At 45.4% G+C, this 25,705-nt stretch carries 20 protein-coding genes; 3 read left to right on the forward strand and 17 right to left on the reverse strand.

Going from position 1 to position 25,705, the window contains the following annotated elements:
- Positions 1-10: 10 nt before the first annotated feature.
- From BLT29_RS07640 to BLT29_RS07695, 12 genes are all read right to left on the reverse strand, one after another.
- A complete protein-coding gene (locus tag BLT29_RS07640) occupies positions 11-193 on the reverse strand; it encodes an alpha/beta-type small acid-soluble spore protein (RefSeq protein ID WP_090775732.1) in 183 nt (60 codons plus the stop codon).
- A gap of 97 nt (positions 194-290) precedes the next feature.
- Positions 291-2,216, reverse strand: coding sequence for an AMP-binding protein (locus BLT29_RS07645; RefSeq protein WP_090775733.1), 1,926 nt, complete (start codon positions 2,214-2,216; stop codon positions 291-293).
- A gap of 35 nt (positions 2,217-2,251) precedes the next feature.
- A complete protein-coding gene (locus BLT29_RS07650) occupies positions 2,252-3,781 on the reverse strand; it encodes an acyl-CoA carboxylase subunit beta (RefSeq protein WP_090775734.1) in 1,530 nt (509 codons plus the stop codon).
- A gap of 13 nt (positions 3,782-3,794) precedes the next feature.
- Entirely contained in the window at positions 3,795-4,613 is an 819-nt protein-coding gene (locus BLT29_RS07655) for an enoyl-CoA hydratase-related protein (protein WP_090775735.1), read from the reverse strand.
- On the reverse strand, positions 4,582-4,794 hold the full coding sequence (locus BLT29_RS07660; RefSeq protein WP_090775826.1) for an acetyl-CoA carboxylase biotin carboxyl carrier protein subunit: 213 nt from the start codon (positions 4,792-4,794) through the stop codon (positions 4,582-4,584). The genes BLT29_RS07655 and BLT29_RS07660 overlap by 32 nt, the downstream gene beginning before the upstream one ends.
- A gap of 36 nt (positions 4,795-4,830) precedes the next feature.
- Positions 4,831-6,204: an acetyl-CoA carboxylase biotin carboxylase subunit gene (locus BLT29_RS07665; RefSeq protein ID WP_090775736.1), complete on the reverse strand. Its 1,374-nt coding sequence runs from the start codon at positions 6,202-6,204 to the stop codon at positions 4,831-4,833.
- A gap of 16 nt (positions 6,205-6,220) precedes the next feature.
- Complete coding sequence (locus BLT29_RS07670; RefSeq protein ID WP_090775737.1) at positions 6,221-7,372, reverse strand: acyl-CoA dehydrogenase family protein; 1,152 nt, start codon at positions 7,370-7,372, stop codon at positions 6,221-6,223.
- Positions 7,373-7,565: 193 nt separating this feature from the next.
- Complete coding sequence (locus BLT29_RS07675; protein ID WP_090775738.1) at positions 7,566-10,001, reverse strand: alpha-helical endospore appendage domain-containing protein; 2,436 nt, start codon at positions 9,999-10,001, stop codon at positions 7,566-7,568.
- Positions 10,002-10,321: 320 nt separating this feature from the next.
- Positions 10,322-13,498 (reverse strand): alpha-helical endospore appendage domain-containing protein, encoded by a 3,177-nt coding sequence (locus BLT29_RS13375; protein WP_176763860.1) that lies wholly within the window; start codon positions 13,496-13,498, stop codon positions 10,322-10,324.
- A gap of 278 nt (positions 13,499-13,776) precedes the next feature.
- Positions 13,777-15,594: an ABC transporter ATP-binding protein gene (locus tag BLT29_RS07685; RefSeq protein ID WP_090775739.1), complete on the reverse strand. Its 1,818-nt coding sequence runs from the start codon at positions 15,592-15,594 to the stop codon at positions 13,777-13,779.
- 14 nt (positions 15,595-15,608) lie between these two features.
- Positions 15,609-17,357, reverse strand: coding sequence for an ABC transporter ATP-binding protein (locus BLT29_RS07690; RefSeq protein ID WP_090775740.1), 1,749 nt, complete (start codon positions 17,355-17,357; stop codon positions 15,609-15,611).
- Between the two features lie 144 nt (positions 17,358-17,501).
- Positions 17,502-18,905 (reverse strand): SpoVR family protein, encoded by a 1,404-nt coding sequence (locus tag BLT29_RS07695; protein ID WP_090775741.1) that lies wholly within the window; start codon positions 18,903-18,905, stop codon positions 17,502-17,504.
- 133 nt (positions 18,906-19,038) lie between these two features.
- On the opposite strand from BLT29_RS07695, the gene BLT29_RS07700 reads away from it, so the two are divergent.
- Entirely contained in the window at positions 19,039-19,242 is a 204-nt protein-coding gene (locus BLT29_RS07700; protein WP_090775742.1) for a hypothetical protein, read from the forward strand.
- A gap of 10 nt (positions 19,243-19,252) precedes the next feature.
- On the opposite strand, the gene BLT29_RS07705 is transcribed toward BLT29_RS07700, so the two are convergent.
- From BLT29_RS07705 to BLT29_RS07715, 3 genes are all read right to left on the reverse strand, one after another.
- A complete protein-coding gene (locus BLT29_RS07705; protein ID WP_090775743.1) occupies positions 19,253-20,998 on the reverse strand; it encodes a phospho-sugar mutase in 1,746 nt (581 codons plus the stop codon).
- A 125-nt stretch (positions 20,999-21,123) separates the two neighbouring features.
- Positions 21,124-21,522 carry a hypothetical protein gene (locus BLT29_RS07710; protein WP_090775744.1) on the reverse strand — a complete coding sequence of 133 codons (399 nt, stop codon included), beginning with the start codon at positions 21,520-21,522 and terminating at the stop codon, positions 21,124-21,126.
- A 93-nt stretch (positions 21,523-21,615) separates the two neighbouring features.
- The gene (locus BLT29_RS07715) at positions 21,616-22,350 is read right to left on the reverse strand and encodes a glycerophosphodiester phosphodiesterase (RefSeq protein WP_090775745.1); all 735 of its coding nucleotides are present in this window, start codon (positions 22,348-22,350) and stop codon (positions 21,616-21,618) included.
- A 592-nt stretch (positions 22,351-22,942) separates the two neighbouring features.
- On the opposite strand from BLT29_RS07715, the gene BLT29_RS07720 reads away from it, so the two are divergent.
- Positions 22,943-23,311 carry a hypothetical protein gene (locus BLT29_RS07720; RefSeq protein WP_090775746.1) on the forward strand — a complete coding sequence of 123 codons (369 nt, stop codon included), beginning with the start codon at positions 22,943-22,945 and terminating at the stop codon, positions 23,309-23,311.
- Positions 23,312-23,340: 29 nt separating this feature from the next.
- Positions 23,341-24,078, forward strand: a complete 738-nt coding sequence (nfsA, locus tag BLT29_RS07725; RefSeq protein WP_245701159.1) for an oxygen-insensitive NADPH nitroreductase — start codon at positions 23,341-23,343, stop codon at positions 24,076-24,078.
- A gap of 11 nt (positions 24,079-24,089) precedes the next feature.
- On the opposite strand, the gene pstB (BLT29_RS07730) is transcribed toward nfsA, so the two are convergent.
- Positions 24,090-24,890 carry a phosphate ABC transporter ATP-binding protein PstB gene (gene pstB, locus BLT29_RS07730; RefSeq protein ID WP_437182630.1) on the reverse strand — a complete coding sequence of 267 codons (801 nt, stop codon included), beginning with the start codon at positions 24,888-24,890 and terminating at the stop codon, positions 24,090-24,092.
- Positions 24,891-24,901: 11 nt separating this feature from the next.
- A complete protein-coding gene (pstB, locus tag BLT29_RS07735) occupies positions 24,902-25,696 on the reverse strand; it encodes a phosphate ABC transporter ATP-binding protein PstB (RefSeq protein WP_437182633.1) in 795 nt (264 codons plus the stop codon).
- Between the last annotated feature and the right edge of the window lie 9 nt (positions 25,697-25,705).

A 25,705-nucleotide genomic window follows, 5' to 3' on the forward strand; every position in this document is an offset into this window, starting at 1 on the left:
TGAATCCTAATTAGAAATGTTTCCCAGCTCCCATTTGAACAAGGCGCTTTGTAATTTCACCGCCAACAGATCCGTTCGCACGAGAAGTTGAATCTGGACCAAGATTGACACCAAATTCAGAAGCAATTTCGTACTTCATTTGATCAAGTGCTTGTTGTACTCCAGGTACAACCAAGTTGTTTTGATGTTGCATATCATCTCACCTCCCTATGTGAAAATAGAATGTCTCAACGCAATACATTTTATGTATCATGACAAAAAAATTTTAGATACATAAAAAAACCACCCTTTTACAACGGGTGGCGTAATGCACGAATGGTGTGCAAGCTATCATGATTTTCCAATGCTGACAAGTCGCCTACATCCTCGCCGAGAAAAGTTTTTTTCAACAAACGGCGCATCACCTTACCATTGCGCGTCTTTGGCAAAGCCTTCACTGCGTAACACGCGCGGAATCGTAAAGATTTTCCAAGCTTTACCTCAACTAACGTTTGTAATACTTGCATCAATTCTTCATCTAAGACGACTTGATCTTTTACGACAACAAAAGCAAGTGCTGCCTCTCCTTTTACATCATCATTTACACCAATCACCGCTGCCTCAATCACATCACAATGACTGACCAACACCGTTTCTATTTCAGCTGGTCCGACCCTTTTACCAGCAATGGTTAAGACATCATCTGAACGTCCCGTAATACGCCACTCACCGCTTTCATACAACACCGAGTCGCCATGTACCCACACATGCTCAAATCTCTGCCAATACGTCTGCAAATAACGCTCACGCTCTTGCCAAAAACCCGCCGTCATACCGACCCATGGTGCCGTCAATACGAGCTCACCGACTGCATGTTCAACCGCTTGCCCCGTTTGATCATACACCGCTGCAGCCATGCCAGGAAGGGCACAGTTAAATGTCGATACGCCAATTGGTTTCGTCAGTACATTACCTAAAATCCCACCGCCAATTTCCGTGCCGCCACTGTAATTAAAAATCGGAATGCGTTTTCGTCCAATTTTTTCATACAACCATAACCATGGATCATCATTCCACGGCTCTCCGGTCGACGCAAACACGCGAACATGTTCAAGGGGGTCGCTAGGCACCGCTTCCTTGTGTGGCATTAAAGACCGAATAAGCGTAGGCGATACCCCAACGTGCGTCGCTTGATGCTTCTTTGCGACATCAAATAGCCGTGTTTTTTGCGGATAGTCAGGTGTCCCGTCATAAAGAACAAGCGTTGCGCCATTGAGCAGTGCGCCATACAATAAAAACGGTCCCATCATCCAACCCATATCGGTATACCAAAATAAAGCATCTTCACGACCAACATCCATACATATACCTGCATCAAATGCGGCTTTGATCGGGAAACCACTATGCGTATGGACAGCTGCTTTTGGGCGCCCTGTCGTTCCTGATGTATAGAGTAACATGAGTGGCTCGTCTGTTTTCATCGCTACTGTAGCTACATGTCTCTCCACAGATAAACAATCGTCATATGACACATCACGCCCTTCTACCCAATCAATTGACTGTCCAACGCGTTTTGTCACAATCATTTGTTTTAGAGAAGGGACAGACTGTGCCGCCGCGTCTGCTGTTTCTTTTAGTGAAATGATGTTGCCACGGCGGTAAAAACCATCGGCGGTAAAAAGCACACTTGCCTCACATGCGTTCAATCGTGTCGCAATCGCCTCTTCCCCATAGCCAGAAAAAATCGGTGTTGTGATGACGCCGAGCTTTGCACACGCAAGCATAATTACGACCACTTCCGGTGTCATCGGCATGAGCACCCCAGCAATATCTCCTTTTTTCATCCCTCTTGCGCTTAATCCTGCCGCAAGTTTCTCGACATTGTCCGCAAGCGCTTGATACGTCATGTCGATCGTCGCCCCACACTCCCCTTCCCAAGCGAGTGCTTTTTTCGTGCGCATATGCGGGTCTTCTGTCCATTTCGTCACTGCACTATCAACAATATTAAGCGTCCCATCTTGGAACCATTTTGGGAAAGCGATGCCTTCATTCGTATTTAACACGGATGTATACGGCTTTTTCCAAACAATCCCAAGTGTACGCACCACTTCATGCCAAAACCAGTCTGGATTTTCTATTGAAGCACGGTGAAAGTCTTCATCATTTATATAACCTAGTCGCTTCATCCACTGATATAAGCGCGTCTTTTCTATTTGTGCTTTTGTCGGTTGCCACATGATACACAACCTCCTTTCTGTCCGATGGAATGTCATCACACCGGATAAACAGGGTGCTTCCGCTCAGTAAATGTGACATTTTTATGCTCATATAAACGAAAACGGTTGATCAACTCCGCCCGTAAATCATTGCCATTAACAATCCCGTCAATCACGAGCTCAGACGCCAAACGATACACATCAATATTTGCTTTATATTCTTCACGTTTCTCAGCAATGAAAGCTGCCCGATCAGCCTCTGGGAGCTCTGCAATCTTTTTCGCATAGACGGCATTCACTGCGGCTTCCGGTCCCATCACTGCAATTTGCGCTTGTGGTAACGCGAGACAACAGTCTGGATCAAAAGCTGGACCTGCCATCGCATATAGTCCTGCACCATACGCTTTGCGCACAACAACCGAAATTTTTGGTACTGTTGCTTCTGCCATCGCTGAAATCATCTTCGCCCCGTGACGAATAATCCCGGCGCGTTCGACTTTCGTTCCAATCATAAACCCGGGAATATCCGCTAAAAATAATAACGGGATATGATACGCATCGCAGAGCGTAATAAAACGTGCTGCTTTATCAGCCGAGTCATGAAACAACACGCCCCCTTTTGCTTTCGGTTGGTTGGCAACAATACCGATGACCCGACCATCTAAATGGGCAAACCCCGTAATGAGTTCTGGGGCAAATAACGCTTTTATTTCAAAAAAACTCTCTTCATCCACGAGTCTGTCTAGGAAATCATACATATTAAACGGTGCGTTTTGATTGGCTGGAATGAGTGATTCAATCGTTCCTGGTAATTCCGCTGGTGGACGTGGTGTCTCGCGCGCCGGCTGTTCTTCGTAGCTTTTTGGCATATAGCGCAAATAAGCACGTGCTTTTTCAATTGCTTCTTGTTCATTCGCCGCTAAAATATCCCCGCATCCAGACACACTACAATGCATCGACGCGCCACCCATTTCTTCTAGCGTCACATTTTCACCAATGACCATTTGCGCCATTCGTGGTGAACCTAAATACATTGACGCATTGCCATCAACCATAATGACAACATCACAGAATGCCGGGATGTACGCGCCTCCTGCCGCAGATGGACCAAATAAAATGCATACTTGCGGGATTCTGCCAGACAACTTTACTTGGTTATGAAAAATTTTTCCAGCCCCGCGCCGTCCTGGGAACATTTCAACTTGATCGGTAATACGCGCCCCAGCTGAATCGACCAAATAAAGCATGGGCACATGCAATTTTTCCGCTGTTTCTTGAATGCGAATGATTTTTTCAACCGTACGCGCACCCCACGAGCCCGCTTTTACGGTTGAATCATTGGCCATCACGCAAACAGGCTTCCCACCAATTGTCCCCATACCACAAACAACCCCGTCAGCTGGTAAACCTTCTGCTTCACTATTGGCAAACAAGCCGTCCTCACATGTCAAATCATCATCTAAAAGAAGGCGCAAACGCTCCCGCACAAACAGCTTCCCTTTTTCCGCATTTTGCTCATGGTAATGTGCTTTCCCACCTTGCTCAATTTGTTTCTTCTTCTCATTGCGCATTTGTTCAACCGTCATGTCAATGCCTCCCTCAGTTGCCCTTATATATCGGCTGTCTTTTCTCTTTAAACGCGGCAAGCCCTTCAAGCCGATCATTCGTGTGTAAAATCGTTTGGTATGCCTTGTGCTCACGTCGTAACCCCTCAGCTAGCGGTAAATCTGCGCTGGCGTCGATCGCTTGCTTCGCTGCTTGCAATGCGAGCGGCCCACTTTGCGCCATTTCTATTGCAAGTGCTCGGGCAGCGGTTGCCATTTCTTCTACTGGCACGGCATGCTCACATAACCCAATCGCGTACGCTTCTGCGCCAGAAATACGCCTTCCTGTGTAAATCAATTCTTTCGCTTTCCCTGGACCAATGAGCCGGGGCAAGCGTTGTGTCCCTCCTGCGCCAGGAATGATTGCTAACCTCGTTTCTGTTAACCCATATTGCGCGTCCTTCGCGAAGAGCCGCACATCACCAGCAAGGCATAATTCCAATCCACCCCCAAAAGCATGACCAGCCGCCGCAACAATGACCGGCTGCGGCAAAGACGCGAGCGCTTCGACAGTTTCACCAATCAATTTGACCGTCTCTATGGCCTCTTCTTCTGTCATTGCCGCCCGTTCTTTTAAATCTGCGCCCGCACAAAACACTTTCCCCGTTGCAGCCGTAAGGACGACAACACGGATGTCACGATCTTCTTTGATCTTTTCACATTGCGCTTTCAATGCCTTTAATAATTTTAACGATAATGCGTTCGCCGCTTCCGGTCGATTGAAATACAACCATGCACAGTGATCTTCTACTGCCGTAATTAATGGGCCTTGCTTTAACAAATCATTCAAGCTCAATGAGGTCGTCTCCTTCATTCACAAACTCCCCCTCTGGTTTTAAAATGGTCTTCACTTTTCCAGCCGTTTGCGCCTCAATTGGGATTTCCATTTTCATCGATTCCAAAATGGCTACTTCCTGTCCAACTTTTACTTCATCTCCAACGGACACAGTTATTTTCCATACATTCCCTGCCATCGTCGATTGAATTGCACTCATCACGTTGTTCAACCCCCAGTATACCTACCGCCTCATTTACGATTCAGACGGAGATGTCTTTTTCTCTAACACAAAATCTTTTGCGTGTGTATTTAAAAAAGATGTCGTTGCCTCTCCTGCACAAAAGATGGGATGAGCAACAATCTCTTTTAAAAGTGGGATATTCGTTTTTATGCCTGTAATATCATATGCGGCTAACGCCTCAGCCATCGCTTCGCAAGCCTCTGTTCGCGTTGCCTTTTTGACGATCATTTTCGCGATCATCGGGTCATAGAACGGTGTAATCACACTGCCTGCACCGACTGGACACTCGTGGCGAATATCAGGTGCTTCTGGCTGTTTGAATGTCGCAATCGTTCCAGGAGATGGGAAAAATTTGACCGGATCTTCAGCATAAATGCGTACTTCTAGTGCATGCCCTTCCGGCTGCAAATCCTTTTGCGCCCACGGCAATACCTCTCCCGCGGCAATCCGAATTTGCCATTCCACTAAGTCAATCCCAAAAATCTCCTCTGTTACGGGATGCTCGACTTGTAAACGTGTATTCATCTCTAAAAAGTAAAAATCGCCATTTTCAGCAACCAAACATTCTAATGTGCCAACATTTTCATAGCCAATAAATGTTGCTGCTTGCTTGGCCATCGCAATCATTTTTTCCCGCGTCTCATTTGTCAAAAATGGTGAAGGTGCTTCTTCAACGACTTTTTGATGCCGACGTTGAATTGAGCAATCTCGCTCCCCTAAAATAACGACATTTCCAGGTTGGTCGGCCACAATTTGCATTTCAATGTGGCGCGGACGTACAATATATTTTTCAATGAAAATCGCACCATCTCCAAAAAACATTTGCGCCTTTTTGAGCGTTCTCTCATAAGCAAGTGCACACGCTTCCTCATCCTCACACAACTCAATACCAATCCCGCCGCCACCTGAAGCAGCTTTCAACATGACAGGATAACCCATCTCTTGTGCAACTTGTACCGCTTCTTCCTTTGTTGTCACTGCGCTACTGCCTGGGATAACCGGTACACCCGCTTTCACCATCGTTTCCCGTGCCTGCAATTTATCTCCCATCGCCGCAATCGTTGTCGCATTAGGTCCAATAAAAATGAGCCCCTCTACGGTACAGAACGTCGCAAAGTCCGCTTGTTCCGACAATAACCCGTACCCTGGATGAACTGCATCGGCTCCAGATTCTTTTGCGACTTCAATGATTCGTGTTTGATTTAAATAGCTTTCATGAACGCGGGCACCACCGATATGATAAGCCTCGTCTGCCAGTTTCGTATGCAATGCGTCTTTATCAGCCTCAGAATAAACTGCGACCGTTTTGATCGCCATTTTCTTACATGTACGGATAATGCGACAAGCAACCTCGCCGCGGTTTGCGATTAGTATTTTTTTAATCATTCAATTCGCTCCTTTGCTACGTCCGTGGTAGCCCTAAATGACGGGCAATGACGAGTCGTTGGATTTCCGACGTTCCTTCACCGATTTCCAGCAATTTCGCATCACGAAGCATCCGTTCCACTTCATATTCCTTCATATAGCCATAACCACCATGAATTTGTAATGCTTGATTACAAACACGTGTGGCTGTTTCTGAAGCAAACAACTTTGCATATCCTGACTCTTTGCCAAACGGTTGACCGGCATCTTTTAAGCTCGCCGCCTTATGCACCATCGTCCGGGCCAAATCAATTTCCATCGCCATATCGGCTAACTTAAATTGGATTGCTTGGAAAGCACCAATCACTTTTCCAAATTGCTTTCGTTCTTGCGCATAAGCAAGTGCCCGGTCAAATGCCGCTTGGGCAATGCCAACTGCAAGTGCAGCGATAGAAATCCGGCCGCCGTCAAGTGTATATAAAAATTGACTAAACCCTTTTTCTGGATCGCCTAATACATTTTCTTTCGGGATCCGCACGTCCTCTAATACAAGTTCACACGTATTAGACGCGCGCACGCCCATTTTGTCATAATCAGCCCGAATCGAAAATCCGGCAGCATCGGTCGGGACAATAAAAGCAGAAATTTGTTTCTTCCCATCTTCCCGCTCGCCTGTCACCGCGGTCACAATGACGGTATCGGCATAACTTGCATTCGTAATCCAACATTTTTCACCATTAATGACATAATCAGGTCCATCCGCCACAGCTTTTGTCTGCGTGCCTCCTGCATCCGAGCCTGCATTTGGCTCCGTTAAACCGAATGCCCCAAGCGTTTTTCCGCTTGCAAGCGGAGTGAGGTATTTTTGTTTCTGTTCCTCTGTCCCGTAATAATAAATCGGGCTTGCCCCAAGCGATACGGCCGCCGCATAGCTTAAACCTGTCCCGCCACACGCATAGCCAATCTCCTCAACAGCAATCGCATACGACACCGTATCTCCACCTGATCCGCCATATTTTTCTGGGAAAGGAAGCCCTAAAAGCCCTAATTCACCCATTTTTTTAAATGCTTGTTCAGCAAATAATGATTGTTCATCACGCTGTCTCGCCTTTGGTGCCAATTCTTTTTTTGCAAACTGTCTGACCATATCACGAATCATCTCTTGATCTTTCGTTAACGTCACATTCAAAGAAAAAACCCCTTTTTCATCTAATCCGAGCGAGCGCTCAGTGAAATTCATGAAAGCGTTAACAAAATCTTAGCGCATCTGATGAATAAAGTCAAATGAGTTGGAATTGTCGATTTTTGTCGTTGTTAAAGCAAAATGCAATCCCACCTCATGCAGTATGCATGGCTGAGATTGCATTGCTTGTTACGTTATACTACGAACCATTTGTGCCGAATGGATAGACACCAATCCAGTTAGGGTCTGTGCCAACATTAATGGTTTCAATGATGTGGTGTGATGTTTTATCTATCACGCTGACTTTCCCTCCAGTTGCCCGATCTGCCACGTAAAATAAGTTTAATGGGGAGTTTTTCACCATCGCTATAAACGGATTTGCAGCAACGCCACCTGGTTGAGCCCCAACTGTAATTGAGTCAACAAGCGTATCGCTTTCTGTATCAATTACAGAGACCGTACTGTTATTAAAATTACATACGTAGAAACGACTTGCTGCTGTATCAATTCCACTTGCAATTGCATTTGTTCCAACAACAGTGATCGTTGTAATAATTGTGTTTGTTTCACCATTAATTACGGAAACCGTACTTGGATTCGCGGTACGATTCACCACATAAATCTTATTCCTACCCGTGTCTACCTTCATTGACTCTGGGCCGGTGCCAACAGTGACTGTCGTTACAATGGCCTGAGTTGTTGTATTAATGACAGAAACCGTATTATCAGCTTGGTTGGACACATAAAGTCGATTCGTAAACGGATTGACAGCAGTACCGAAAGGATTCGCTCCAACTGCAATGGTTGTCTGCGTTGCTGGAGAATTATTTAAATTTACCTCTGTCACTGTGCCTGCTCCTGGATTTGTGGCATAAAGCAGGTTTGTGTTTGAATTGATTGATAAATACGCTGCAGGAGAAAGTGCAATAAGAATTGTCTCAACAACTTGGTTTAAAAAGCCGTCAATCACAGAAATAGACGTAGTACCTCCAGCATTTGGTACATAAATTCGATTACGCATAACATCGATAACACCTTCTTGTCGTTCTGGGTTAGGTCCTACAGCAATCGTCGCAAAAACCTCGTTTGTGGAACCATCGATGACAGATACATTTGCCGATGTTTGATTTACAACGTATAGTATCGGTGTTGTACCAGCCGGTGGCCCCGTTGGTCCTGGTGGTCCCGTTGGCCCGGTAGCTCCTGTCGGTCCTGTCGGGCCTGTTGGGCCTGTCGGTCCTGTTGGGCCTGTCGGCGCCGTAGGTCCTGTCGGGCCGGTGACTCCAGTCGCTCCAGTCGCTCCAGTTACACCTGTTGCGCCTGTAACACCTGTCACGCCCGTTGCACCTGTCACGCCGGTAGCTCCCGTAGCGCCAGTTACACCCGTTGCACCCGTTGCGCCAGTCGCTCCAGTTGCACCCGTTGCACCTGTCACGCCCGTTGCACCTGTCACGCCGGTAACGCCAGTTGCGCCTGTTGCGCCTGTTGCACCCGTTGCACCTGTCACGCCCGTTGCACCTGTCACGCCGGTAACGCCAGTTGCGCCTGTTGCGCCTGTAACACCAGTGGCTCCTGTCACGCCAGTCGCTCCTGTAGCTCCAGTAACGCCGGTAGCGCCAGTAACTCCTGTAGCTCCCGTTGCGCCAGTCGCTCCTGTAGCTCCCGTTACGCCAGTCGCTCCTGTAGCTCCCGTTGCGCCAGTCGCTCCCGTCGCTCCAGTAGCTCCAGTAACGCCGGTAGCACCAGTAACGCCAGTCGCCCCCGTTGCGCCAGTTGCACCGGTAGCTCCAGTCGCGCCAGTGGCACCAGTAACACCAGTGGCTCCTGTGGCGCCAGTCGCCCCCGTCACTCCAGCCCCCGTTGGTCCGGTCGGTCCTTGTGTGCCAAGTTCTTCCCAAGGGTTCCAAGTTGTGCCTGTGTCATCGGTCGCGCTTCGTACATAAATCGTTGGATTACCAATGAGTAGTTGCAAAATCGATGTGGTTGGTCCCGGGGTAATGACAGAAACATACAATGTCCATATTGGACTTGTAAACCCAAGTGGACCGTTCACAGGTCCGCCTGCATTCCCTTCAGAGCTGTATACACCCTCGGTAATAAACGAATCTAAATCACTGCCAGAAGGTACTTCTTCATAAGGAAAAGCGCCGACATCCTCAGCGTTCAATGTCAAACTGCCATCTGGGGCAGCAGTGATGCCGTTGATGTTTTCAATGCCGCCTGGAATATCGCCAATGGTGAGGACGACATTGCCCGGACCATCAGGAAGGATATTGTTCACACTTGTCACACTTCCAGCTGGTCCGGTCGCCCCAGTCGCACCCGTTGGTCCGATCAACGTAGGAATGTTTGTCGCTGCTTTCATTTTTGACTCAAGAATAATTTCTTTCTTGAAAATCGTGTCAAGCATGTCCGCAGCACTTTCGTTGATCGCTAGAATTTCCTGTAGTGTCGCTGGTGGACCAGTGAGACCATTTAATGTTCCAAGAGCATACTGAATCTTCTCTCCTTCCGCATTAATAATGTGCGCCAAGCCCATTTCCTCCATCGCGATCGATGCGAGCAGTAAATTGACGACATCATCGCGATCGAGGGTAATATTGGGCGTGAAATTTGGCATGTTTGGTTGAGACATGTTTGTTCCTCCCTCTTAAAAATTTGTAAATGTAACACATATACCGTGTTCTCTACAGTGTATGTTCCTGTGTGGGGGGGGTTCGGGCTTAGTGGTATTTAATGATGGCGTACCATATCTCGCTAAAATTAATACAAGAAGACAGCGCTCTTTTTGAAACGCTGTCCTCTTTATACGTGTATTGTTCACGAAAAAACGCTACAATTGACGGTTCAAAAACTAGATTGACTGAAAGTTTCTTCACGAATCACAGAATACGAGCTTTACAAACGTACCGCTCACACCATCATGTCCGTGTCGTATACTAAGTGGTGATTCATTTATGAATGATTTGTACCAAATGGGTAAATAGCAATCCAGTTAGGCTCTCCACCAACTTGAATACTTTCCATCAAAGCATAAGTCTCTTTGTCTATTGCTTTCAACTGTCCACCCGACGTACGATCTGAGACATACAATAAGTCTAGCGGGAAGTTTTGTACGATTGCTGTAAAAAGGGATGGCGATACACCACCTGGGTCAGGTCCAACTGCAATAGATGTTATAAATGTATCTGCTTCTGTATCGATGATTGAAATTGTGCTGTTATTAAAACTACATGCATAAAAGCGATTTTCTATCGTATCAATTCCACTTGCAATCACATTCGTTCCATTCACAGCAATTGTTGTTATTACATTATTCGTATCCCCGTCAATAACGGATACTGTACTTGGATTCACAGCACGATTGACAACATAAATTTTATTATTGCGTACATCAATTTTCATTGTCTCGGGACCTGTATCAACACTCACCGTATCAATGACTGTTAAATTTGTTGTATCAATTACAGACACGTTTGCACCACTAGCATTCGATACATACAATCGATTTGTAAATGGATTTACCGCTGTACCGCGGGGTTGAGCACCTACAGCAACAGTTGTCTGAGTTGCTGGTGAAACATTTAAATCTATCTCGGTAATTGTATTTTGTCCTGGATTAGGTGCATAAAGAAGGTTTGTTCTTGTATTTAATGACAGAAATGCTACCGGCGCAAGTGAAATTATTATCGTTTCTACAACTTGGTTTAAAAAACCGTCAATAACTGAGATTGATGTTGTTCCTCCCGCATTTGGAATATATATACGATTACGTGTTATATCAATGACACCCTCTTGCCTAGGCGTACTACCCACTTGAATAGTTGTAATAATTTGATTTGACGACCCATTGATCACAGTAACGTTTCCATCTCCTTCATTAACAACATATATAATGGGTATTTGTCCCGCTGGTGCTCCCGTGGCCCCTGGTGGTCCTGTAGCTCCCGTCGCTCCTGGCGCTCCCGTCACTCCTGTCTGTCCTGTTACTCCTGTCGCTCCCGTTGCGCCAGTCGCTCCCGTTACTCCTGTCGCTCCTGTCGCTCCTGTGGCTCCCGTTACTCCGGTTGCTCCTGTTACTCCCGTCGCCCCTGGCGCTCCCGTTGCTCCCGTCGCTCCTGTCGCTCCCGTTACTCCTGTTACTCCTGTCGCTCCTGTCGCTCCTGTCGCTCCTGTGGCTCCCGTTACTCCCGTCGCTCCTGTGGCTCCCGTTACTCCTGTCGCTCCTGTCGCTCCTGTGGCTCCCGTTACTCCTGTTACTCCTGTGGCTCCAGTCGTTCCCGTCGCTCCTGTGGCTCCCGTCGCTCCCGTTACTCCTGTTACTCCTGTGGCTCCAGTCGTTCCCGTCGCTCCTGTGGCTCCCGTTACTCCCGTCTGTCCTGTTACTCCCGTCGCTCCCGTTGCTCCCGTCGCTCCCGTCACTCCGGTTGCTCCTCTTACTCCTGTGGCTCCAGTCGTTCCTGTCGCTCCGGTTGCTCCCGTTACTCCTGTCGCTCCCGTCACTCCTGTTACTCCCGTCGCTCCTGTTACTCCCGTCGTTCCTGTCGCTCCCGTTGCTCCCGTCTGTCCTGTTACTCCTGTCGCTCCCGTTGCTCCTGTCGCTCCCGTCGCTCCTGTCGCTCCCGTTACTCCCGTCGCTCCCGTCGCTCCTGTCGCTCCCGTTACTCCTGTCGCTCCTGTCGCTCCTGTCGCTCCCGTTACTCCCGTCGCTCCCGTCGCTCCTGTGGCTCCCGTTACTCCTGTCGCTCCTGTCGCTCCTGTGGCTCCCGTTACTCCTGTCTGTCCTGTTACTCCTGTCGCTCCCGTTGCTCCGGTCGCTCCCGTTGCTCCCGTCACTCCCGTCGCTCCTGTCGCTCCCGTTACTCCCGTCGCTCCTGTGGCTCCCGTTACTCCTGTCGCTCCTGTCGCTCCCGTTACTCCTGTTACTCCTGTGGCTCCTGTCGCTCCCGTCGCTCCCGTTACTCCCGTCTGTCCTGTTACTCCTGTCGCTCCCGTTACTCCTGTTACTCCTGTGGCTCCTGTCGCTCCCGTCGCTCCCGTTACTCCCGTCGCTCCTGTGGCTCCCGTCGCTCCTGTGGCTCCCGTCACTCCGGTTGCTCCTCTTACTCCTGTGGCTCCAGTCGTTCCTGTCGCTCCGGTTGCTCCTCTTACTCCTGTGGCTCCAGTCGTTCCTGTCGCTCCCGTTGCTCCTGTTACTCCCGTCGCTCCTGTTACTCCCGTCGTTCCTGTCGCTCCCGTTGCTCCCGTTGCTCCTGTCGCTCCCGTCACTCCGGTTGCTCCTCTTACTCCTGTGGCTCCTGTCGCTCCCGTTACTCCCGTTACTCCCGTTACTCCTGGTGGTCCTGTCGTTCCTGTTGGTCCTTGAACACCAAATTCAGTCCACGGCTGCCAAGATATACCACCGGCATCTGAGCGCCGTACATAAATTGCTGGGTTGGTAATAACCAATTGAAATACAATAAAATCCGGATTTCCTGGTGTGACAACTGATACATACAATGTCCAATTCTCTGAAATGTTTATTCCTAATTGCGGAAAGTTGAAATAAGTAGGATCACCTTGGTTTCCATCAGAAACATATATCCCTGAAGTTTGAAAAGTATCTAGATTTTCATTTGATGGGATCATCATTGCCATTGGAAAAGCACCGACATCTTCTGCATTTAACATAAGTGATCCATTTGCAGCAGCTGTAATCCCGTTAATATTTTCAATCCCCCCAGGAATATCGCCGATCGTAATCTCGACATTACCAGCTCCATCAGGGAAAAGTCCATTAACACTTGCAACACTTCCAGCTGCTCCAGTTGGACCTGTTGGGCCTGTTGGACCGATCATCGTAGGCATGTTTGTAGCTGCTTTTAATTTCATCACTAGTAATCTTTCTTGTTCCGAGACCGCTTCCAACATTTCTGTAACACTCTCATTGACCTGCAATAATTCTTGTATCGTTGCTGGTGGACCAGTCGCACCATTTAATCCTAAGGCGTATTGAATCTTCTCTCCTTCTGCATTAATAACATGTGCCAACCCTATCTCTTCCATCGCGATGGAAGCCAGCAACAAATTAATGGCATCATCACGATTCAAATTCAAGTTTGGTGTAAAATTAGGCATATTTTCATAACACATGCACATCACCTCTACTCACATATTCATTCTTAGAACAAAAGAAGACCGATGTAACATGAAAGATTTTATGGATATGAGATACAACATGCATGCAAACACAGGTACAAAAGTTGAAATAGTATTTTAAAAGATATTCTTCCATAACGCACTATATGCAAAATAAAATCGAAAAGTGACAAAAATAGTCGTTTGTAACCTGTCATATATCACTACAAAGAGGACACTGGTGATGCCGCCAATGTCCTCTTATAACAATTTTCTATCATATTCCAAAACCGTTACGTCTGCAACGCCTCATGCTGAGAGCGAATAAACCCATCATACATGCCTTTTTTCTCTCGTAATTGTTGGTGCGTTCCTTCTTCTATTACTTGTCCATTCTCTAGCACAATAATATGGTCTGCTTCGCGAATGGTTGACAGGCGGTGCGCAATCATTATCGCTGTCCTGCCTGCTAACAATGTTTTTAAACCTGCCTGGATTTTTAATTCTGTCTCCGTATCAATATTTGCTGTTGCTTCGTCTAAAATTAAAATATGCGGATTCGCTAAAAGCGCGCGGGCAAACGAAAGCAACTGTCTTTCTCCAACAGAGAGCACGCTCCCTTGTTCCTCTACTTCTGTATGATAACCATCTGCTAGTTTCCTAATAAAGTCATCAGCCCCGACCGCTTTTGCTGCTGCGATAATGTCTTCTTCCGTTGCATCTGGACGTCCGAAGCGAATGTTATCCATAATTGTGCCCGCAAAAATAAATGTATCTTGCAACACATAACTCACGCTCGCACGTACATCAGCTAGACGAATCTCTTTCAAATCGGTTCCATCGAGTAAAATTGTTCCACTAGTTGGATCATAGAATCGGCTCATCAAATTGACAATGGTTGATTTCCCTGAGCCGGTGTGCCCAACAAGTGCTGTTGTCTTCCCCGCAGCGAATGTCAGATTAATTCCCTTTAATGCTGGACGACGCGCATCATACGCAAATGTCACATCACGGAAAACAACTTCTCCTTCGACATTTGTTAAGCGCTTCGCGTCTTGCTTGTCCTCCACATTTGGCTTTTCATCTAAAAATTCGAAGATGCGCTCGCTTGAAGCCATTCCGACTAATAACTGATTATATACTTGTCCTAAACGAGAGATCGGCTCCCAAAACATCCCAACATAAAAGGCAAATGAGACAAATACACCAAGCGTCAATGGGTTTGTATCACTTTGAATCAAATACGCCCCATACCAAATTAAAATCGCACCACCCAGTGCACTCGCCATTTCTACAAAGGGACGAAATAACGCATTCATCTTTGTGGCATGTTGCCAACTCTTATATGTTTGTGTATTCACGTCATCGAAAAAAGCCATGTTTTCTTGCTCTTGTGCATAAGCCTGTGTCACTCTAATTCCTTGAATGCTCTCATTTAAATGCGAGTTAAGGCGTGATTGTCGAATGCGTACCGTTTGCCACGCGCGACGGATTTTCCTTCTTAGTTTCGTAGAGATGAAGAACATGATCGGTAAAATAATGAGGATCACAAGCGCCAATTGCGGACTAAGCGTAAATAAAATGACGACGATCCCAATGAGCATGACGATGTCCATCAACAAATTGACAACACCATTTGTAAATAAATCTTGCAACGAGTTGACATCATTAATAACACGAACGAGAATCGAACCGGCAGAACGCTGATCAAAGAAACGGTGCGACAAATGTTGGATGTGATTAAATAACTTCTTACGAATGTCAAAGATCACATATTGCCCGAGACGATTCATCCACCGGATTCGGAGCATATTGGCAACCATATTTAAGACATATAAACCAAGGACAATGGCCGCATAGAACACCATGTCTGGTCCAGTTGCGAGTCCTTTTTCGACTTGTCCGATCGCAAATACACCAATAAAAATTGGGATTGCTAACCGAACTGCTGTCGCAAGTAACATCATCACAATCGTGATTGGTAACAACGTTTTTGCATACGGCTTCACAAACGCAAGCAATCGAAGAAGTTGTTTCCAATTAAATGGTTTTTCAATGACTTGCTCCACCGGATAATGAAAACGGCTCTTATTTTTTACTGTTTTTTCCATTCCGATACTCCTCTCTACACGCTCATTTTTTCATCTGCTTGATGCTCGTTTTGCATATGATAAATGCGACGATACATCCCCGGTTGCGCTAATAGTGTTTCATGTGTTCCTCTCTCTTGTACATTGCCTTCTTCTAAAACAAGGATTTCATCACAATGTTTGACAGACGAAATCCGATGCGCAATGACAAAAGTCGTGCGCCCTTTCATCATGTCATGCAGTGCATGCTGAATCTTGACCTCTGTTTTCATGTCAACTGCACTTGTTGCATCATCCAATATTAGAATGCTTGGGTTCATGATCATTGCCCGGGCAATGGCGATTCGTTGCTTTTGACCACCAGATAACCCAAGCCCTTTTTCTCCTAATACCGTGTCGTACCCGTCCGGAAGCTCGGAAATAAACGCATGGGCATCGGCGCGTTTCGCTGCAGTGACAATGTCATTTTCTGTCGCATCTGGACGCCCATATGCTAAGTTGTCACGAATTGTTGAAGAGAACAAGAATGTTTGCTGCATCACAATGCCAATATTTTGCCGTAATATATTGACATGATATGATTCTAGCGGTTTACCATCAATCAAAATTTCGCCACCTGTTCGCTCATAGAAACGCATCAACAATTGAACAATAGACGATTTCCCGGCACCAGTAGAACCGATTAAACCGATGGTTTTACCTTGAGGAACATGGAAATCAAGCGCTGACAAAGCGTCGTTTGAAGAACCATCATAACGCAAATCTACTTGTTTAAAAGTTACCTCGCCTCGTAACTTTTCTGCCTTCTTTGTCTCTAGCGCACCAATCGGTCGTTCCTTTTCTGAAAATATTTCGAGCAACCGTTCTCCAGAAGCTTTTGATTGTGAGAACATGTTAATAATGAAACCTAAATGCATGATGGGACCAATCATGAACCAAATGAGGCTAAAGAAAGCGGTGAGCTCTCCAGGCGTTAACTGTTGTTGGACAGCTAGATAGCCACCAAATCCTAACAAAATGACCGCCGAAACATTCCCCATAAATTCCATAAGTGGAAAGTATTTTCCCCACACATTGGCAATCTCTATATTTTTCTCACGGTAATCATCATTTTGACTATGAAAACGAGTCTTTTCTTTTTCCTCTTGCGACAACGCCTTCACTGTCTGTATCCCACTCACGTTTTCTTGCACCTTTGAATTTAGCCCAGCAAGTGATTTCCTTACTTTCCGAAAACTAGGATGCACACGCTGATCAAACTTGTATACAGCAACAGCCAAGAATGGCAACGTCACCATCGTCGCCAAGGTGAGTGGCACTGAATAGTAAAACATTACTGCGAGTGTGAAGCTAACAATTAAAATAAAATGGACAAACTGGGCAAAACCGAAAGAGAGGAAAAAGCGAAATGCTTCAACATCTGCCGTTAAGCGCGACATTAAATCACCCGTTTTGGCACGATCATAGTAACTAAAAGGTAAAAACTGTAATTTTTCATACAATGACTTTCTCAACCGATATACCGTCTGAATACCAAAGAGGTCGCCAAAATATTGGTGAATATACGTAGCGAGTCCTTTCACTGCCATGATCAAAATTAAGCCAATTGCTAAATAAGGAATGAGGTTGGCGTTGCCACCAACAATGCCTTCATCAATCGCAATTTGCAATATAACTGGATACACGACAGTAATAGCCGTTACAAAAAAAAGCGCCAACAGTGAATAAACAAAATACTTTTTGTAAGGCATGTAAAATTTTGCTAGACGTTTAAATATCTCCACTTGTCTCTGTCACCTCGCATGATCGTTAATATTTAGATGATCGAAATATTTTTTGAAGCGTATGAACCATTTTACTGTGAACAACTGCCAGCGTCAATCATTTTGCTTATTTAAAACTTAAAAAAGGGCCTTGACAGCCCCTTTTTATGTGTATTTGCGGCTTGTTTTTTCGCCATCATAAACAAAGATGACTTGTTTTTCATTGACATATGTCTCAAGATGTACGGACCGACCCCATAATTGGTAAATATATGGGAGGACTTTTTCCAAATAGCTAACATCTAACTCAGTGCCTTCGTATCGATGTTGAATATACAACTCTCCATTTCGTAAATGGTCACCATCTGTCACGACCAAATAAGGAAACCCACCATTGACACGTGATTTCGTCAGTTCATCACGTACTTCTTCCCAACTTTTATCAACAATTTTATAGTCAATCCCTTGCTTTTGAAACAAATACAAATCCTCCTGTTTAACGAGTTCTTTCGTTAAATAATTACGAATAAAAGATGTATCTGATTCTATCTCTCGAACTTCAAAGATTTTCTCTCGTCCAGTCCCCGGCTGAACCCCTTGTTTCTTCATTTCATCTGTAGGATCATCAAACCGTGCTTCAATGTCTTCAAAAATCTTCACTCCTAAGTAGTAAGGATTAATGGATGTTTTTGAAGGTTGCACAACGCTTGCGTTCAACTTCGCAAATTCAATTGATTCGTCACTTGTCAAATCAAGTTCTCGTAAAATTCGGGCATGCCAATAAGATGCCCAACCTTCGTTCATAATCTTCGTTTCTAATTGTGGCCAAAAATAGAGCATTTCTTCACGCATCATTGTTAATATATCTCGTTGCCATGGCGTAAGTTCACGACTATGTTGTTCTATAAACAACAACAGGTCTTTTTCAGGCTGAGCGGGAAATTGTTTTTTTACAGACACTTTGTCCTCTTCGTCTTGCACCTCCAGTCGCCATAAATCATCATAAGGTGTCTTTTTATATGCACCTTTCTTGTCCTGATCCAGCTCGGGATGCTCTTTATGGGCAACATCAAGCAACAACGGATCAATATGTTCTTGAATGGCAAGTACCGCATCAAGAAAATCTTCTACCTCTGCTTTTCCATGGACATGTTCATAATGGGCAATCCGCTCTGCTGTTGCACTCATACTTTCAACCATATCTCGACGGGTATGCGCGAATCGGATATTGTTCTTGAAGAAATCACAGTGTCCAAGCACATGTGCCACAATGAGTTTGTTTTGAATAAGTGAATTGCTGTCTAATAAAAATGCATAACACGGGTCCGAGTTGATGACAAGCTCATAAATTTTACTTAACCCTAAATCATATTCCAATTTCATTTTGTGATATTGTTTTCCAAATGACCAATGGCTATAGCGCGTCGGCATCCCGTATGCTCCAAACGTATAAATGATGTCGGACGGACATACTTCATAGCGCATTTCATAAAAGTCAAGTCCAAAACCGCGGGCGATCTCGGTAATTTCCCCAATCGCCTGCCGCAACTCTTTTGACTGTGCTGCCAATACACTTCACCCCTTTTCCTTCATCTTTCTATACGTATGAACAAACGACCCTTTCCATGAGGAAAACTGCTCGCCTTTTTGAGACGTGCTTGTTATAATGGGGAAAGATGAATAGATTCGGAGGCGATCAATGATGAGTGCATGGATCCTCATTCCATTAGCTGCTTTGCTCATTCCTATTACTGCCATTATGACTGATTATGCGTACAAACGTAAACGATTAGAAATGCAGGACAATGCAGGACTTGAAAATGCGGAATTATACGAACGAATAGAACAATTAGAAGCCAAACTTGCTCGCATCGAACAAACAGACGAAAGAAGGCGCCTAGATTAGCGCCTTCTTTCTATTTTTTATCAATATATGCTTGCATATAGGCAAGTACAGCTCGTTTCAACTGCTTCAACTTCGCAAAGCTATTTTCTTCGCTATTTGCAACGACACCAAAGTAAAATTTCACTTTCGGCTCTGTCCCTGACGGGCGAACACAAAACCACGATTCATCTGCCAAAATATATTTTAATACATTTGATTGCGGTAATGAAAGTGGCGCTTTTTCCTCTGTCGCAAGCATCGTCGCGATACGACTTTCGTAGTCTTCAACGCGGACAATTTCAAGTCCATCTATTTCCTTCGATGGGTTCGCCCGTAGACTTGTTAGGATGTGGGCAATCTTCTCCGCGCCTTCTTTCCCTTTTAATGTTAATGACTGTAAATCTTCCTTATAGTAACCATAACGTGCAAACACCGACTGGAGTGCTTCAAACAGCGTTTTCCCTTCGCGCTTATAGTGTAGCGCCATCTCTGCTGCAAATAAACACGCTTGTACGGCATCTTTGTCACGAACAAAATCGCCAATTAAATAACCATAACTCTCTTCATAACCAAATAAATATGTGTGTTCATCCGAGCGCTCGTATTCGCCCATCTTTTCACCAATAAATTTAAAACCAGTTAAAGTATCTACCGCAGCAAGTCCATATGCAGTGGCAATCGCCCGACCAATTTCTGAAGTGACAATTGTTTTTAGGATAACACCGTTTTCAGGGAGTATCCCTTGTTCTTGCTGTTGTTGTAACAAATAGTCAAGCATTAATGCCCCGGTTTGATTCCCAGTTAATAGTACATAATCCCCGGTCTCATTTTTCACTGCCAGCCCAACCCGGTCGGCGTCAGGATCTGTTGCGATCAATATGTCTGCACCATGTCTCTTTCCATAATCAATCGCCATTTCAAATGCCGCTGACTCTTCAGGGTTTGGTGAAGTCACAGTCGAAAATTCGGGATCCGGTAGCGCTTGCTCGCTTACAACAGTCACATTTTTAAAACCACTCTCAGCAAATGCCCGTGTCACTGGTGCTGTCGCTGTACCATGTAATGGTGTGAACACGATCGAAATGTCTTGGCCAAACTGTTGATCCATCTCCGGCTGCAATAAAATGGTCTGCAAGGCAGTATGGTACGCATCGTCAACCACTTCCCCTATTGCCTCGTATAAACCTTTTTTGTGCAGTGTTTCAATATCTTCAACCGCAATTGCTAGTTCGTCTTCAATCTCTCCTACACAAGCAACAAGCTCATCAGCTAGCGCAGGCGGAAACTGACCACCATCTTCGCCATATACTTTAAAGCCATTGTACTCAGGAGGATTATGCGATGCAGTGATAACAATCCCTGCTTGTGCTTGCAAATAACGGACAGCGAAAGAAAGCTGCGGTGTTGTATGAAGCTCTGTAAATACATATGTTTTGATTCCGTGCGCCCCTAATGTACGCGCGGCTTCACGCGCAAACTGCGCTGATTTATGACGTGAGTCAAAAGCAATAACGACACCACGCGCTTTCGCTTCTTTTCCACGTTTTTCAATAAATCGCGCGAGCCCTTCTGCCGCCCTACGAACCGTATAAGTATTCATCCGATTTGGTCCTGGTCCAATTTCCCCCCGCATACCACCAGTTCCAAACACCAAGTCTTGATAAAAACAATCTTCAAGTGCCTGTTCATCTGACAACAATGCGTCCAATGCGCTCCTTACATCATCCTCTAATTGCGGATATGTATGCCATCGTTCAATTCTTCTCTTGGTGTCCATCTTGCAAACCACTCTCCCATCTCAATTCAAAAGAAAAAAGGAATGTATGCAACAATATCCTTTTTTATCTATACGCATTCATTTTACACATGAGAGACCTTTTTGACTAGCTTAAAAGATCGTCACTACAGGCCACCTGCTTCTACTGATAATAATGCTGGTTGCACCTCTTCATGTGGCCATGTTGACACAAAAATTTCTCCCATCCAGTCACCTTCAGCCCGAAACAATGCTTCCGCTTCATAAAGACCTGATTCGACATGATGGAAGATGACAGACACGTCTCCTGATTCGTGCGAAAAATAACCTTTAACTGTCGCATTCGTAACACCTTCATACATCTCGTCGGTTACAAAAACTTGGAGATGGACAGTATGATTCACTTGAATCGGTTGGTCAACAACCGTTACAACCCAGTCTCTTTCGGTACTCGCAAATACAAGCGTATACTTCATATACAATAACAATGTAAAACATAAAAGCACCAACGACACATTTAAACTTTTTTGCACAGCTGGTTGCATGAAAAATCTCCTTTTTCATGTAGAGGTATCTCCCTTATACAAGACCCCGCTACGTTTTACAACCCAGTCTGTCCAACAATAAGCGCCTGTAAACTATGACAATCGTAACTCACTACGAATCTTCACAGCTCTTTCTGGAAAATCTGTAAAGATCGTGCACCCCCACGAGAGAAAATCGCGTAGTTGTCGCTCATCGTTCACTGTAAATGAGCGCAACGCAACCCCAGCACTTTGCACGTCTTGGATAACTGGCTCGGTGACAAAAGGAGACCATAAATGATAGCCAGTAGCACCGAGATTTTCTATATATTTCTCTGGTTGAAAGAGTGGTCCCATTGTCAATACCGCAATCTCCAATTCCGGATGAGCCTCTTTCATATGTGCAAGCACAATATGGTCAAACGATGAAACAACAATTTCATTGCTTCCCTTTGTCTCTTGCAACACCTGACTTACTGCCGCCACCACACGACTGCGATCTTCACCATATGCCTTTAATTCAAGGTTGAGTAATAGTGCAGGATACGTGTCCGCCCACGCTAGTACCTCTGCTAGCGTCGGTATCCGTTCTGGTGCTAAGTGTGGATAACGAGCCGCCGCATTGAAACGTGCCAGTTCCGCTGCCGTATAGTCTGAAATGGCTCCGCGTCCGTCTGTCGTCCGGTCAATCGTCTCATCATGAATGACGACGGGCACACCATCTTTTGTCAATTGTATATCAAACTCAATCCCATCTGCGCTAGCTAATACCGCTGCCTGAAACGCGCTCATCGTGTTTTCTGGATATGTACCTGAAGCACCACGATGTGCATAAATCATTGTTGTCATATGTTCTGTACCCCTTTGTCCATTATTATTGTCCTAATCATGACGAAAACAGCCGACTTTTGCAAGTGAAAAGTCCCTTATCCTTTATTGACTGAACAAACGTACACAGTGTATAATAAAGTGAAGAGAAACACACACTAAAAAGACCGCAAGTGCGTTGCACCTACGGTCATAGCAAGAAGCGTCCCTTAAAAGGGGTCGACTATTTGGGGTATTACGCCCACCATGAGCCTTCAACTCAAAATGGTGGGTTTAGTCTTGCTTAGACACGTTTACGACGGCAACAACGAGTGTTCCAAACGCAATTGCGATGAGAATCCAAGATTGGAGCTCTGTCACGTGCAACACCCCCTTTCTTAAAAAGGAGTGCCGACCACCTTTTTGAGTGCGCTTACTTGCTATGACACTAGTATAACTTACAGCTTACAGTGTGACAACATTTCAAACTCGTTTCCCATATGATCTCTTCTGTAAATCTCCTGCCGCTTCAAATCAAGCTCTCCACTTCAATTTCAAACTGCATTTCACCTGAATCATCTTCCCTTCTATGCTATAATCAAGCTAACTAGTACATAACAGAAAGGGGATTTGCATGATTCCCGCTCAAGTCTTTCGAATCATCGCCGCTTTCCATCAAGCAGTATGGCCGCTGTTTTTTCTTGCTGCGCTCCTGCTCCTTATCTATACATGGCGCCATTGGCGTAAAGGTCGGTTTGTCTTAACATGGTTTGTGTATGCAACACAGCTATTACTCGTCATCACTGGCTTCATGCTCTTATATGCTTATCAATTTGATTTGTTTTTTACACTGAAAGCAATTGTCGCGCTTTCTATGCTCATTTTCTTTGAAAAAGGGCGCCGTTGCTTAAAGAAACAGCATAACCACCAAGGAATGGTTCATGTAACACTATTTTTTCTCACCGCAGTAATTGTGATGATCATGGGTGTATATGGACGCTAACAACAAATTTTTTAAAAGAAGGTGATTACTTGCTTACAAATGATGTCTTACAGACAATGTCTAACCATCGCTCGATTCGTTCATTTACAGATAAACCCATTACAGATGAAATCATTGACACGATTACGACCGCCGCACGTTGGGCATCGACTTCTCATCATGTACAAGCCTATTCTATTGTTACTATTAAAAATGCGGATACGAAAAAAGATTTCGCTGAGTGGACCGGTGGACAGCCATGGGTAGCATCGTGCCCTGTTTTCTTCGTGATCTGTGGCGACTTTTCTCGTCATGCACGCGCGAGTAAACAATACACCGCCCCTTTTACAGTTGGTGGCATTGAACAGCTCCTCGTCGCGACGGTAGACGCCAGCCTCGTTGCACAAAATATGTTGCTTGCCGCAGAATCGCTCGGTCTTGGCGGTGTCATGATTGGCGGTATTCGCAATGAACCTGAAAAAGTCGCCACACGTCTACAACTGCCAAAGTATGTTTTCCCGGTGATGGGACTTGCACTTGGCTATCCAACCCGCTATCCTGCACAAAAACCGCGCCTGCCGCAAAATGTGACTGTTCACGAAGAACATTACAAGCATCATCGCCATGCATTGGAAACCTATGACAAGACCATCTCTAGTTACTATGAGGCACGCACAAAAGGCGCAGACACGAGGAACTGGACTGCGCGCATGGCTCAATATACAGAAAAGAACAAGCGTCCCCACCTTAAAGGTTTCTTGCAAAAACAAGGGTTTTTAACTGAATAGCGCTCAGTTACTTACCCAAATTGACCAGAAACATAGTCTTCGGTTCGCTTCTGAGCTGGCGTCGTAAATAATTTCGCCGTCGGTCCACTCTCAACAAGCTCGCCCATGTAGAAAAATGCTGTCTCATCGGAGATGCGGCGCGCTTGTTGCATATTATGCGTCACAATAATGATCGTGTACTTTTGTTTCAATGCCAAAATTAACTCCTCAATCTTCCGCGTAGATAACGGATCAAGTGCACTCGTTGGTTCATCTAACAATAAAACTTCCGGCTTTGTCGCTAACGCCCGAGCGATACAAAGGCGTTGTTGTTGCCCGCCAGATAGGCCCAGCGCTGGCGCATGCAGACGATCCTTCACTTCATCCCACAAAAACGCGTCTCGTAAACTCTCTTCCACAATTGCTGTAAGCATCGCTTTTTTTCGCACACCATGAATACGTGGCCCGTAGGCAACATTTTCAAAAATTGATTTTGGAAATGGGTTTGGCTTTTGAAATACCATTCCGACATCTTTACATAGTGTTGTCATATCCATTTTACTTGAAAGGAGCTGTGCCCCCCGGTAGTAAATATCTCCTGCAAGGCGAATTGACGGCTCCATACGTGTCATCAAGTTTAATGTTTTTAAAAACGTCGATTTGCCACAGCCAGAGGGACCAATAATTGCCGTCACTTGCTTTTCTTTCAGCTGCAGCGTCACATTTTTTAAGGCATGCGTTTTTCCATACCATAAATTTAAATCTTGCACATCGTAAACAACTGTAGCCTGTTTTGTTGCTTGTTTCGGTTTAAATGCCACTGCTTGCATCATCATTTCCCTCCTTAACCAAATCGACCCGCAATATAGTCTGCTGTTTGTTTCTCACCTGGTTGATGAAACATTTGTTTCGTATTGCCTACTTCAATTAATTTTCCTTGGTAGAAGAACGCGGTACGATCAGATACCCGGGCAGCTTGTTGCATATTATGAGTGACAACAACGACGGTATGTTCCTTTTTTAATTCAAGCATGAGCGCTTCAATTTTTGCCGTTGCGATCGGATCAAGCGCCGATGCCGGTTCATCCAACAGTAGCACTCTCGGCTTTAACACTAAAGCACGGGCAATACAAAGACGTTGTTGTTGCCCTCCGGAAAGCGCAAGTGCCGATTCATGTAACCGATCTTTCACTTCATCCCACAGCGCTGCCTTTGTTAGCGCATCTTCAATCGTTTCATCCCATTCACTCTTTTTCACTTGATGATGCCGCAGTCCATGGACAAGATTTTCATAAATTGATTTTGGAAAAGGATACGGCTTTTGAAATACCATGCCAATCTCTTTACGTAAAGCAGTAACATGAATGTTTTCTCCTAAAACATTTAAACCTTCATACAAAATTTGACCGGTCACACGTGCTCCTTCAATCCCATCATTCATGCGGTTCATCGTTCGTAAAAACGTCGATTTCCCACATCCTGATGGCCCAATTAGTGCCAACACTTCATGTTTGTTTACTGTCAGTGACACCTCTTGGACGGCATGTTGTTGACCGTAATACACATTTAAGTCACACGCATGAAGCAATACTTCTTGTTGTTTCACAGCCGGTTGTAATTCTTCCTCAACTCTTGGCATAACCGCAAT

The sequence above is a fragment of the Shouchella lonarensis genome, assembly GCF_900096965.1.
GTDB lineage: Bacteria > Bacillota > Bacilli > Bacillales > Bacillaceae_D > Shouchella > Shouchella lonarensis.

Coding starts and splice junctions, on each gene's coding strand:
- BLT29_RS07640 (WP_090775732.1), bottom strand. CDS start 193: ATGCAACATCAAAACAACTTGGTTGTACCTGGAGTACAACAAGCACTT.
- BLT29_RS07645 (WP_090775733.1), bottom strand. CDS start 2,216: ATGTGGCAACCGACAAAAGCACAAATAGAAAAGACGCGCTTATATCAG.
- BLT29_RS07650 (WP_090775734.1), bottom strand. CDS start 3,781: ATGACGGTTGAACAAATGCGCAATGAGAAGAAGAAACAAATTGAGCAA.
- BLT29_RS07655 (WP_090775735.1), bottom strand. CDS start 4,613: ATGAAGGAGACGACCTCATTGAGCTTGAATGATTTGTTAAAGCAAGGC.
- BLT29_RS07660 (WP_090775826.1), bottom strand. CDS start 4,794: ATGAGTGCAATTCAATCGACGATGGCAGGGAATGTATGGAAAATAACT.
- BLT29_RS07665 (WP_090775736.1), bottom strand. CDS start 6,204: ATGATTAAAAAAATACTAATCGCAAACCGCGGCGAGGTTGCTTGTCGC.
- BLT29_RS07675 (WP_090775738.1), bottom strand. CDS start 10,001: ATGTCTCAACCAAACATGCCAAATTTCACGCCCAATATTACCCTCGAT.
- BLT29_RS13375 (WP_176763860.1), bottom strand. CDS start 13,498: ATGTGTTATGAAAATATGCCTAATTTTACACCAAACTTGAATTTGAAT.
- BLT29_RS07685 (WP_090775739.1), bottom strand. CDS start 15,594: ATGGAAAAAACAGTAAAAAATAAGAGCCGTTTTCATTATCCGGTGGAG.
- BLT29_RS07700 (WP_090775742.1), top strand. CDS start 19,039: ATGAGTGCATGGATCCTCATTCCATTAGCTGCTTTGCTCATTCCTATT.
- BLT29_RS07705 (WP_090775743.1), bottom strand. CDS start 20,998: ATGGACACCAAGAGAAGAATTGAACGATGGCATACATATCCGCAATTA.
- BLT29_RS07710 (WP_090775744.1), bottom strand. CDS start 21,522: ATGCAACCAGCTGTGCAAAAAAGTTTAAATGTGTCGTTGGTGCTTTTA.
- BLT29_RS07715 (WP_090775745.1), bottom strand. CDS start 22,350: ATGACAACAATGATTTATGCACATCGTGGTGCTTCAGGTACATATCCA.
- BLT29_RS07720 (WP_090775746.1), top strand. CDS start 22,943: ATGATTCCCGCTCAAGTCTTTCGAATCATCGCCGCTTTCCATCAAGCA.
- pstB (WP_437182630.1), bottom strand. CDS start 24,890: ATGATGCAAGCAGTGGCATTTAAACCGAAACAAGCAACAAAACAGGCT.
- pstB (WP_437182633.1), bottom strand. CDS start 25,696: ATGCCAAGAGTTGAGGAAGAATTACAACCGGCTGTGAAACAACAAGAA.